General features: G+C 62.0%; 12 protein-coding genes and 2 pseudogenes. 8 read left to right on the top strand and 6 right to left on the bottom strand.

Features of this window, described 5'->3' with window-relative positions; translation table 11 throughout:
* Positions 1–210 (top strand): annotated as a pseudogene (locus ABR948_RS23245) (DUF3307 domain-containing protein); the annotation flags it as partial.
* Here ABR948_RS23245 and ABR948_RS23240 read toward each other — a convergent pair.
* On the bottom strand, positions 191–694 hold the full coding sequence (locus ABR948_RS23240) for a GNAT family N-acetyltransferase (protein ID WP_428122563.1): 504 nt from the start codon (positions 692–694) through the stop codon (positions 191–193). The pseudogene ABR948_RS23245 and the gene ABR948_RS23240 sit on opposite strands and share 20 nt — an antisense overlap.
* A 123-nt stretch (positions 695–817) precedes the next feature.
* On the opposite strand from ABR948_RS23240, the gene ABR948_RS23235 reads away from it, so the two are divergent.
* Positions 818–1,699, top strand: coding sequence for a haloalkane dehalogenase (locus tag ABR948_RS23235; protein ID WP_428122560.1), 882 nt, complete (start codon positions 818–820; stop codon positions 1,697–1,699).
* A 133-nt stretch (positions 1,700–1,832) separates the two neighbouring features.
* A complete protein-coding gene (locus ABR948_RS23230) occupies positions 1,833–2,237 on the top strand; it encodes a hypothetical protein (protein WP_428122557.1) in 405 nt (134 codons plus the stop codon).
* Positions 2,238–2,372: 135 nt separating this feature from the next.
* Here the strand turns inward: ABR948_RS23230 and ABR948_RS23225 are convergent, their stop codons facing one another.
* Entirely contained in the window at positions 2,373–2,693 is a 321-nt protein-coding gene (locus ABR948_RS23225) for a YkgJ family cysteine cluster protein (RefSeq protein WP_428122566.1), read from the bottom strand.
* Between the two features lie 80 nt (positions 2,694–2,773).
* Positions 2,774–3,472, bottom strand: a complete 699-nt coding sequence (locus ABR948_RS23220; RefSeq protein ID WP_428122555.1) for a helix-turn-helix transcriptional regulator — start codon at positions 3,470–3,472, stop codon at positions 2,774–2,776.
* A 230-nt stretch (positions 3,473–3,702) separates the two neighbouring features.
* Here ABR948_RS23220 and ABR948_RS23215 point away from each other — a divergent pair, with 230 nt between their 5' ends.
* Entirely contained in the window at positions 3,703–4,431 is a 729-nt protein-coding gene (locus ABR948_RS23215; RefSeq protein WP_428122553.1) for a glutathione S-transferase family protein, read from the top strand.
* Between the two features lie 18 nt (positions 4,432–4,449).
* Here ABR948_RS23215 and ABR948_RS23210 read toward each other — a convergent pair whose 3' ends face one another.
* The gene (locus tag ABR948_RS23210; protein WP_428122552.1) at positions 4,450–5,079 is read right to left on the bottom strand and encodes a pyridoxamine 5'-phosphate oxidase family protein; all 630 of its coding nucleotides are present in this window, start codon (positions 5,077–5,079) and stop codon (positions 4,450–4,452) included.
* A gap of 120 nt (positions 5,080–5,199) precedes the next feature.
* On the opposite strand from ABR948_RS23210, the gene ABR948_RS23205 reads away from it, so the two are divergent.
* The gene (locus ABR948_RS23205; RefSeq protein WP_428122549.1) at positions 5,200–6,099 is read left to right on the top strand and encodes a LysR family transcriptional regulator; all 900 of its coding nucleotides are present in this window, start codon (positions 5,200–5,202) and stop codon (positions 6,097–6,099) included.
* Positions 6,100–6,324: 225 nt separating this feature from the next.
* Here ABR948_RS23205 and ABR948_RS23200 read toward each other — a convergent pair whose 3' ends face one another.
* Positions 6,325–6,744 (bottom strand): PaaI family thioesterase, encoded by a 420-nt coding sequence (locus ABR948_RS23200; protein ID WP_428122565.1) that lies wholly within the window; start codon positions 6,742–6,744, stop codon positions 6,325–6,327.
* A 299-nt stretch (positions 6,745–7,043) separates the two neighbouring features.
* The gene (pobA, locus tag ABR948_RS23195; protein ID WP_428122547.1) at positions 7,044–8,213 is read right to left on the bottom strand and encodes a 4-hydroxybenzoate 3-monooxygenase; all 1,170 of its coding nucleotides are present in this window, start codon (positions 8,211–8,213) and stop codon (positions 7,044–7,046) included.
* Between the two features lie 139 nt (positions 8,214–8,352).
* Between pobA and ABR948_RS23190 the strand changes: the two genes are divergently transcribed.
* The 3 genes and pseudogenes from ABR948_RS23190 to ABR948_RS23180 form a co-directional block, all read left to right on the top strand.
* Positions 8,353–9,369, top strand: a complete 1,017-nt coding sequence (locus tag ABR948_RS23190) for a TRAP transporter substrate-binding protein (protein WP_428122545.1) — start codon at positions 8,353–8,355, stop codon at positions 9,367–9,369.
* An 83-nt stretch (positions 9,370–9,452) separates the two neighbouring features.
* On the top strand, positions 9,453–9,962 hold the full coding sequence (locus ABR948_RS23185; RefSeq protein WP_428122543.1) for a TRAP transporter small permease: 510 nt from the start codon (positions 9,453–9,455) through the stop codon (positions 9,960–9,962).
* A 7-nt stretch (positions 9,963–9,969) separates the two neighbouring features.
* Positions 9,970–11,114 (top strand): annotated as a pseudogene (locus tag ABR948_RS23180) (TRAP transporter large permease); the annotation flags it as partial.
* Between the last annotated feature and the right edge of the window lie 109 nt (positions 11,115–11,223).

Raw genomic sequence — 11,223 nt, 5'->3', positions numbered from 1 at the left:
CTTGTCGTCGCGCCGCGGTTCTGGTTTGTCGCCCTGATCGATTTCGCCATTCACATCACGGTCGACCGCGCCAAGGGATTGTGCGCCTCGAACCTCGGCGTGACGCTGGAGTCCGGGCATCCATGGTTCTGGACGCTGATCGGGGTGGATCAGGCGCTGCATCATTTGACCGGCTTCGGCCTGTCGATTTTCATGGCGGCGAACGGTTGATCCCGCCGCCGGCCGGATTGGCATCCCGGATAAAGACGATCAGTTGATGTGGCCCGAGGTCCCGTTCGATCGGAATCCAGCCCAGTCTTTCATAAAGAGCCGACCGCTGTGGCCGCGCACATAGATAGGCGCGGCTAAATCCCAATGCGAAGCAATCCTGTGTTGCACGGTTGACCAGCGCGCTGCCGACGCCGCGCTGGCGCGCCCGCGGCTCGACCCACACCGCTGCGATCCACGGCGTCAATTGCGGCCGCTCCTTGAGATCGGACGCGATCACCGAGGCGGTGCCAAGAAATTCCTCGCCATCATGGGCTACCAGCGCCAGCGGAATCGGCGTGTCGGCGATGTTTTCCCGCAGCAGACCGGTAATATGGCCGAGTGGATAATTGTCCGGCTTCCACCACGCCCGCCAGATTCGATCGGCCACCGTATCGAAAAACGCCGGGCGCTGTCGCAGGTCGGAAATCGTGAATGGAGGAGACATTGGGGGAGACCATTGACCGCCGCTCGCCGACAGAACGAGCGCGATGCTAGTTTGCGTTAAATCCGGCTGCGCGGCATGCTCACAGGGTCGCTCCGATCCATCGAGAGAACCCAAGAAGAATCCATGACAGAAGCCCCGCTCACAAAAAAGACCGTCGATGTGCTCGGCACCCACATGGCTTACCACGAGCGCGGCGAGGGGGCGCCGGTGTTGTTTCTGCACGGCAATCCGACCTCGTCCTATCTCTGGCGCGACGTCATTTCCGAACTCGGCGGACTTGGCCGGCTGATCGCGCCGGATCTGATCGGCATGGGCGATTCCGCCAAGCTGCCAAATCCCGGTCCGGACAGCTATCGCTTCGCGACCCACCGCGACTATCTCGGGGCCTTCATCGATGCGGTGATCGGCCCGGCGGAATCCCTGGTGCTGGTGGTGCACGACTGGGGTTCGGCGCTCGGCTTCGACTGGGCCAACCGTCACCGCAACCGGATCCGCGGCATTGCCTATATGGAGGGGATCGTGCGGCCGATTGCCTCATGGGACGAATGGAGCGCAGCCGCGACGCCTATCTTCCAGGGCTTTCGCTCCGACAAGGGTGAGGCGATGATTCTCGACCGCAACATGTTCATCGAGCGGGTATTGCCGGGGTCGGTGTTGCGGAAACTGACCGAGGCCGAGATGACGGAATATCGGCGGCCGTTTTTGCAGGCTTTGGACCGCTGGCCGACACTGACCTGGCCGCGGCAGATTCCGATCGCAGGCGAGCCGGCCGATGTGGCGCAGATCGCCGCCGCCTATTCGCAATGGATGGCCGAGAACGACATTCCAAAACTGTTCGTCAATGCCGAGCCCGGGGCCATTCTGATTGGTGCGCCGCGGGATTTCTGCCGAAGCTGGAAAAACCAGACCGAAGTGACGGTTCCCGGCTCCCATTTCATTCAGGAAGATTCCGGACCGGCGATCGGCCGGGCGGTGGCCGGCTGGATCAAGGCCAACGCGCTGTAGGGTCAGCGAATCAGGGCCGCGCCCTGTCCCAGCCGGCGGTTCCGTTCAAGCTCCCCGTACGACTACCGGGTGCCGTGGTTAACCTTTCGTTAGAGAATTGCACTGCATCTTCCGCATTGGGAGATATTTCAAAATGTTTTCAAGCCGCGAAGCCTTCGAGAACGATTTTTGCCCAATCCGAGATGAATTGCTCGGTGAGATGTACCGCGCCAACGAAAACGGCCTGCCCCAATTGGTGGAGAGCGTCACCTCCGATGTCCGGGCCATGCTGGCGCTGTTTTGCTATCGCAGAAGCCATCTGCACTCGCTGGCATTGTCGATCGCCGCAAGCTGCAGCGAGCGCGAACTGATCCAGTTGGGCGGCCGCGTCGGTTCCACCCTTTATGCGCTGTCGCGCGAAGCCCCGGCAACGCGGCTGACGCCGTCGTCGTCCTACGGCCACCGCAAGCCGATCACGCTCTCGACCAAGCCGCTCAGCACGTTCTCGCCGGTTGACGATGAACTTGACGAAGAATTCGCCGAAGCCGTGACGGCGTAGCTCCCCGTCGCCCCGGCGAATGCCGGGGCCCATAATCCCTGAAGCCAAATGTTATAAGAAGGTGGCGATCACGCTGCCTTATCGATAGATCACGCGGTATGGGTCCCGGCGTTCGCCGGGACGACGGAAATGAAATTACGCCAACGCCGGCAGGCCGTGCCGTTTTCGTGCCATCGCGCATTCGGCATCGCCGGGCATGCAGGTTCGGCAGACTTCAGGCCGCACCGCGTAAATCACGCACGACGTCGCCTCGCCGACCTTGCCCGACAGGGCCGAGCATCTCTCGCCGTCGCAGCGCATGCCCGATAGTCTTTCATTGACGAATTTTTCCGGAATCAAATCCAGCGCCGCATCGTCCTCGGTGGTGAAGCGGGGCCAGTTCGCGGAATACGAACAGCAGGCGCCGCAGGCCTGGCAGGGGCTTTCGGCATCAATCGCGGGATCGCTTGGCTTCATGTTCACGGTTTAGAGCATGATCCGGCAAAGTGGAAACCGGTTTTCTCTTTAAGACGGCGGCGAAGCGCACCGGCCCGATATCAGCTATCGCTTGGAGCTTCCCAGACCAGGCTCCTTCGCCACCTCGCCTTGAGCAGGTCGCGCCGTTCCGGGTATTTTTCGTCGAGATGCACGGCATCGACCACGCGGTCGGTCCGAAAGCTGCGAAAATCCTTGCGCAGCTCGCACCATGCCGCCAGCAGCCGCACGGCTTCGTGATAGCCGATGGCGATCGGCCAGATCGTGCGTTCACTGTCGCGGCCATGTTCGTCGCGATAGCGCAGCGCGATTTTCTTGCCCTCGTGAATCTGCGCCCGCGTCCGCGACATGTCGATGCGGTCGGGCTCCCGGTGCCAGCCCGGACGGGCGCGGCTGGCGGGTTCGAGCACAAACGGCCTTAGCCGTTCGGGAACGGTGTCGGCGATCTTCGCCATCAGGTCTGCGGCGGCTCTGGCCAGTACGGCATCGGCATGTCCCACCACCCATTGCGCGCCGAGCACGGCCGCCTCGATCTCATCGGGGGTGAGCATCAGCGGCGGCAGGTCGAATCCCTTCTCCAGAATGTAACCCATGCCGGCCTCACCGCGGATCGGCACGCGCTGCCCGATCAGGGTGGCGATGTCGCGGTAGATCGTCCGCTTCGAGGTCTCGAGCTCGGCGGCGATCGCGTCCGCCGTCAGGGGGCTCCGGGTACGCCGGAGCACCTGAATGATCTGGAACAGCCGGTCGGCACGTCTCATGAGGTTTCTCTCGGAGCTTCGCTTTTCAGGGTACGGCCTCGCCACTGCTGACAGCATGTTGGCAGCAGCTGGCAAGTATACCGGGACAACACTCCAACCAAGAGGATTTTGTCCATGATCATTCTCTACGGCCTCGACTTCTGGACGGCGATATTGCCGCTGCTGACACCACGGTGGCAGCAGGGGATGGCTAGCCTGAAACGCCTGCTCAAGAAATCGGGAGCGCTGTCGTGATCATTCTGTATGGCTTTGGCCAGGGCTTCGGCTTGCCGGAAAAGAGCCCTTTTGTGACCAAGACCGAGGTCCAGCTGAAGATGGCCGGTCTGACCTATCGCAAGGAAAAGGCCGTGCCTCCGGCCTCTCCCAAGGGGCAACTGCCCTACATCGTCGACGACGCGGAGCGCATCGCCGATTCCACCTTCATTCGCGCGCATATCGAAGGCAAATACGGTTTCGATTTCGACGCTCCGCTCAATCTGCAGCAGCGCGCGCAGGCCTGGGCGTTCGAACGCATGATCGAACATCACGTCTATTGGGCGTTGGTCGGCGCGCGCTGGGTTGACCCCGAAAATTTCGCAAAAGGTCCCGCCCACTTCTTCGATGCGGCGCCGGAGCATCTGCGCGAGAAGCTGCGTGAGGACGCGCAATTCCGGGTCGCCGAGAACTATCTCATCAGCGGTCTCGGCCGCCACGCGCCGGAGGAGGGCATCGATCTTGCCCTGCGTTCACTGTTTGCGCTGTCGGTTCAACTCGGGGACAAGCCGTATTTGATGGGCGACACGCCCTGCGGCACCGACGCCACTGCATTCGGGGCGCTGTCCGGCATTCTGACGCCGTTCTTCGTTTCGACCTTGCGCGAGGAAACCGAAAAATTCCGCAATCTCACCGCTTATGTCGATCGAATGATGCTGCAATATTACCCGGACTTCGCCTGGATACCGCTGCGAGAGGCCGCCTGAATCAGAACCGATCAGGCTCTAATGCGCCGGGGCGGTCTCGCCCTTCAAGGTGGCGAGTTCCGCTTCCAGTTCCGCGATCCGCGCATCGCGGGTCGCCAGCGCCGCCGCGACGTCTGCGGCGTCGAACTTCTGCGGGATGTGTTGCGGGCAATTGGTGTCCCACGCAGAAATCTTGAACAGGATCACCTGTTCGGGCCGCGCCTTGTAGCCCTGCGGCATCAAGGATGTCAGGAGCGCCGGATCGTCGTCGATCACGCGGGCCTCGCCCCAGATTTTCACCCGGCGGCGATGGGCGTAATCCATCACGAAGATATGGGCCTTCGGATTTTCCGCCAGATTGCCTTGCGTGATGTACTGCCGGTTGCCGCTGTAATCGGCGAAGGCGAGCGTGGTGTTGTCGAGGATTTTGACAAATCCCCTGGGGCCGCCGCGATGCTGGATATAGGGCTGACCGTCGGCGCTGGCGGTTGAGAAATAGAGGCTGTTGGTCTGCGCCAGCAACGCCGCCAGGTTCTCATCGACCTCGGTGCGCCAGCCACCACGTTGTTCGACATGTGCATAGGCGTCGCGCGACCCCTTGCGGGTCTGGATTTCCTTCACCGCCGGGGTGAATGCGACGTCGCTGGAATAGCTGCGAAGGTCTGACATTGGCGTGTCTCCTGGAAGTCCCGAAAGCAGGCGTTGCCGTCCCCGCTAAAGTGTGCTCTTCAGGAATTTGAACAATCCTAAGGATTGACACTTCATCATTGCAATATATGAAATAATGCCATGGATCGCATCGACGCCATGCAGGCCTTTGTCGCAGTCGCCGACCTCCGGGGGTTCGCGCCGGCGGCGCGCAAACTCGGACTGTCGCCGTCAGGGGTGACGCGGCTGATTGCGGCGCTGGAGGATCGTCTTGGCGCGCGGTTGCTGCAGCGGACCACGCGGTCGGTGACGCTGACCGATGTCGGCTCGCGCTATCTGGAGCGTGCGCGCCGCATTCTCGCCGATGTCGAGGAAGCCGAAGGTTCGGCGCGGGATGAGCGAACGCGGCCGAGCGGACGGCTGGTGGTCTCGGCGCCGATCGGATTCGGGCGGCTCCATGTCAGTCCGATGATGTCGGAATATCTGAAACGCCATCCCGAAGTGTCCTGCGATCTGCGGCTATCGGATCGCATGGTCAATCTGGTGGAGGAGGGCGTCGATCTCGCGGTTCGTATCGGCCACCTCGCCGATTCCAGCCTGGTGGCACGCCATGTCGGCGAGATGCGGCGGATCGTGGTCGCCTCCCCGGGCTATCTTCGGCGGCGCGGCGAGCCTGATACGCCGGAGGCCATCGCGTCGCACCAGACGATTCAGTTCGGCGCCACGACGGCGTCGCCGGACTGGCATTTTGTCCGGGACGGCAGCGAGATTCGCTTCACGCCCACGCCGCGCTTTACCACCAACAGCGCCGACGCCGCGATCCAGTATGCCGAGCGGGGCGGCGGCCTGACGCGGGTGCTGGCCTATCAGGCGGCGGCGGCGATCAAGGCCGGCCGGCTGAAAATCGTGCTGGCGAAATTCGAGCAGCCGCCGCTGCCGATCCACATCGTCTACCCGACCTCGCGGCTATTGTCGGCGAAGGTGCGCACCTTCATCGATCTCGTCACCGAGACCAGCGACTGGCATTTCGGCGGGCGTTGAGGCGGTCCCCGATGCGCGTTCCACAAATCACTGTCATCACCCGCGAAAGCGGGTGATCCAGTAAACGCTGGCATCTCGATTCTCACAAATGCCGCGGAATACTGGATGCCCCGCTGGAGCCTGTCATCGGGCTCGCCAAAGGCGAGACCCGGTGGCGGGGCATGACGACGGAGGGGATGATGCGCGCTCACATGCACCAACCGGCGCATCGGGGCATGGCGCCTGCTACTCCTTCTTCTTCACCACCCGGAACGTGCCGTTGGCGCGTGCGATGGCGACGCCGTCGGCGGTAACCAGACATTGCGCGAAGCAAAGTGTGCTGCCGGTCTTGATCACGTCGGTTTCGACCGTGAGCCACTGCCCGATCTGGGCGCTGCTGATGAAATCGATCGACATGCTGACGGTCACCAGCGAAATGGCGCCGCGCATCTTGTGGCCGCAGCTATGTCCCATCGCCTTGTCGGTCAGTGCGGCGATCAACCCGCCATGGGCGAAGCCACGCGCATTGGTGTGCGGCTTGGCGAGACGAAGGCCCAGAATGATCGCATCAGGTGTCTGCTTGGAGTAGATCGGCTCCCACGGATCGGTCAGCGGACTGGGCCGGGTTTGCCGTTCGAAACCTTCGGGGATCTCCGGAGCCGTCATGTAGAGTACTCGCGCGTTGGCAATACAGTTCGCCACTGAACGCGATCCCGGCGCGAATTGCACCGCCTACAAAGTTTAAAACGAGATTTCAGCGACTGATTGAAACGAGATGTGGCGACATCTCACAGGCCGTCATACCCCGCGAAAGCGGGGTATCCAGTACGCCGCAGCCTCTCGCTTCTATCGCAACATTCTTGAATACTGGATGCCCCGCTGGAGCCTGTCATCGGGCGCGCCGTAGGCGCGACCCGGTGGCGGGTGATGACGGCCACCAATACGTAAGCTCAGCTTGCGACATCCTAATACGGCAGGCCGACGTAATTCTCCGACAGTGACGTCGCCGCGGCTTTCGAGCTGACGAGGTAATCCAGCTCGGCCAGCTGGATTTTTGCCCCGAAGCCTTCGGTGTCGGGAAACCGGTGCAGTATCGAGGTCATCCACCACGAGAAGCGAACCGCCTTCCAGACCCGCGCCAGCGCTTTTTGCGAATAGCCGTCGATCCCGGTGGAGGATTTCTCCTCGTAATATTCGCGCAACGCCCCCGACAGGTAATACACGTCGCTGGCGGCGAGGTTGAGCCCCTTGGCGCCGGTCGGCGGCACGATGTGGGCGGCGTCGCCGGCCAGGAACATGCGCCCGAACCGCATCGGCTCGGCGACGAAACTGCGTAAGGGCGCGATGCTCTTTTCGATCGAAGGCCCGGTGACCAGATGGTCCGCCGCCTCCTGATCCACCCGCCGCTTCAACTCGTCCCAGAACCGCTCATCCGGCCATTGATCGATGTGATCGTCGAGCGGGCATTGCACGTAGTAGCGGCTGCGATGGGTCGAGCGCATGGTGCAAAGCGCAAATCCCCTGGCATGGTTGGAGTAGATCAGTTCGTGGCTGACGGGCGGCGTCTCCGACAGGATCCCGAGCCAGCCGAACGGATAGACCCGCTCAAAGGTCTCGATCGCCGAAGGCTTCACGCTGGCGCGGCTGACGCCGTGGAATCCATCGCAGCCGGCGATGAAGTCGCATTCGATCTCGTGGCTGACGCCATCCTTGTCGTAGGACACACTGGGATGATCGGTGTCGAAATCATGCGGCTTGACGCCACTGGCTTCATAGACCGTGGTCAGGCCGGCCGCGCGACGCGCATTCATCAAGTCGAGCGTCACTTCGGTCTGGCCGTAGATCATCACGGTCTTGCCGGTGGCGGCCTTCATGTCGATGCGATGACGCGCGCCACCAAAGGCAAGCTCGATGCCGTTATGGACCAGGCCCTCTTGGTGCGCGCGCGCGCCGGCGCCGAGCTTGTCCAGCAGCGCCACTGTTCCTTCCTCGAGCAGGCCGGCGCGGATGCGGCCGAGCACATAGTCCGGGGTCTGGCGTTCCAGGATAATGTTGTCGATGCCGTCAGCGTGCAGCAATTGTCCCAGCAGCAATCCCGCCGGCCCCGCGCCAATGATGGCTACTTTTGTCCGCAATACTTGCTCCCTTGGCCGTTATAGCCTTTAAACGTTGACATCGCGGACGGTGCTGCGCCGGCTTGCAATGATGATTATATCATATAACAATATCCACAAAAGGGTTTTAAGCCCTGATGCCACGAGGGAGACGATGTCGATGAGGAAAACGCTCTTGGCGCTGCTGTTGGCGGCCAGCGTGACGCCTGCGTTCGGGCAGGAGAAGACTTTTGAGCTGAAACTGTCGCACTGGGTGCCGGCCTCGCATCCGTTGCAAAAGGCGCTGGAGGATTGGGGCGCAGCAGTCGAGAAGGAATCCGGCGGAACGATCAAGTACAAGGTCTACCCCGCGCAGCAACTCGGCAAGGCCTTCGACCATTATGACATGGCGCGCGATGGTATCGCCGATGTCACCTACATCAATCCGGGCTATCAGCCCGGCCGTTTCCCGATCATCGGCGCCGGCGAACTTCCCTTCCTGATGTCGGACGCCAAGGGCGGCTCGATGGGGCTCGACGCCTGGTACCGCAAATACGCCGGGAAAGAGATGAAGGACGTCAAGTTCTGCCTGGCCTTCATCCATGCGCCGTCATCGTTCCACTCGCGCAGCAAGAAGATCCTGGTCCCGGATGACGTCAAGGGCATGAAGATCCGTCCCGCCGACGCCACCATTGCGAATTTCGTGACGCTGCTCGGCGGCACCAACGTCCAGTCCTCGGCGCCGGAAGTTCGCGACATCATCGAGCGCGGCGTTGCCGACGCCGTCACCTTCCCGTGGGGATCACTGGTGCTGTTCGGCATCGACAAGGTGACGAAATATCAGATGGACGCGCCGCTCTACGTCACGACATTCGCCTTCGTGATGAACCAGGACAAGTATGACCAGATGTCCGACCGGCAGAAAAAGGCCATCGACGACAACTGCAATACAGAGGCCGCCGGCCGCGTCGGCGAACCATGGGGCAAGTTCGAAGACGCCGGTCTCGACAAGGTAAAGGCCGAGTCCGGTCAGGAAGTCTACCAGCTGACGCCGGAGCAGACCGCGCTATGGAAGAAGGCCTCCGAACCGCTGATCAAGACCTGGGCCGACAGCGTCAAGAAGACCGGGACCGATCCGGACGCGGCGTTGACTGAACTGCGCGCTTCGCTGGCCAAATACAACGCCTTGACGCAGTAACAACCCCCTGCATATTGACACGGCGGCAAATCCTTCCGCCGCCGTGCCTTCGTCCTGCAACCCCCCGGCCGTGTGGAGCGGAAATGAAGCGCGTGTCTATGGATCGTTTCATCGACACGATCGAATGGATTGCGGCCGGCTTTGTCGGCATTGTCGCCGCCAATATTTTCATCGCGGTCCTGCTGCGCAATCTTTTCAGCTATTCGATTCCGGACTCGTTCGACATCGGGCGTCTGCTGCTGGGCATCCTGATCTTCTGGGGCATCGCCGCCACCAGTTATCGCGGCACCCACATCACGGTTGATCTGATCTGGGGCAATGTCGGTCCGAGATACCAGCGCTGGATCGACGTGTTCGCGACGCTGGTGCTGCTGTTCGTGGTGACGGTGCAGACCTGGACTTTGTTCGACAAGGTGCGCGGCACCTATAACGACAATGTCACGACATTTGATATGCACCTGCCGACCTGGCCGTTCTTCGCGGTCGCATGGGCCGGCGACGTCTCCGCGGTGCTTCTGATCGCGATCCGGACCTACCGCCTGATCTTTCACCCCGAAGAAATGCACGACCCCAAAATCGCGGGCACGGAGTGAGAGCGGCATGAGCACCGACGCCGTCGCTGTTCTGGGATTCGTCGCGTTGTTTGCGCTGATGTTGCTGCGCGTGCCGGTCGGCATGGCGATGGGCCTCGTCGGCGTCTCGGGCTTCGGCTATCTGGTCGGGGGCACGCCGGCCTTGAAACTGGTCGGCCAGACCTCGATGCGCACGGTGACGGACTATACTTTCGGCGTCATTCCGATGTTCCTGCTGATGGGGACGTTCGTCAGCAATTCCGGCATGAGCCGCGATCTGTTCCGTGCCGCCAACGGCTTTGTCGGACATTTGCGCGGCGGCCTGGGGATCGCCACGGTCGCGGCCTGCGGCGGCTTTGCCGCGATCTGCGGATCGTCGGTGGCAACGGCTGCGACTTTTTCGGCGGTGGCCTATCCGGAAATGCGCCGCTTCGGCTATCCGCAATCCTTCGCCACCGGCGTGATCGCGGCCGGCGGCACGCTGGGGGCGATGCTGCCGCCCTCGACCGTATTGGCGGTGTACGGCATCATCACCGAGCAGGACATCGGCAAACTGTTCATCGCCGGCATCATTCCCGGCCTGCTCGCAATGACCATGTATATGATCACGATCGGGCTGATCGGCTATTTTCGGCCGGGCTTCCTGCCGACCGGTCCGCAGACCACATGGCGCGAGCGTTTCGCCGGGCCGTCTTTGTCATTGGCGGGCTTTACGGCCTGCCATTCCTACCGCGCTTCACGCCCACCGAGGCAGGCGGCGTCGGCGCCACCGGTGCGTTCCTGATCGGCGTGGTCACCAAACGACTGGACAAGGACAAGATCCTGGCCTCGCTGCTGCAGGCGACCCGCACCGCGGCGGCCGTGTTTACGGTGCTGATCGGCGCCCTGATTTTCGGATATTTCCTGACGGTGACGCAGACCCCGCAAAAGGTCACGGAATTTCTCACCGGTCTTGGGCTCGGCAGTTACGGCGTCCTCGCCGTCATCATGGTAATGTATCTGGTGCTCGGTTGCCTGATGGACGCGATGGCGATGATCATTCTGACGGTGCCGATCATTTTTCCGGTCATTTCCCATCTCGGCTTCGATCCGATCTGGTTCGGCGTGATCATCGTGATGACGGTGGAACTCGGCCTGATCCATCCGCCGGTCGGCATGAACGTCTTTGTCATTGGCGGGCTTTACGGCCTGCCATTCCTACCGCGCTTCACGCCCACCGAGGCAGGCGGCGTCGGCGCCACCGGTGCGTTCCTGATCGGCGTGGTCACCAAACGACTGGACA

Source organism: Bradyrhizobium sp., from assembly GCF_050014615.1.
Classification (GTDB): domain Bacteria; phylum Pseudomonadota; class Alphaproteobacteria; order Rhizobiales; family Xanthobacteraceae; genus Bradyrhizobium.
This window is presented reverse-complemented; position numbering and strand designations above follow the sequence as displayed.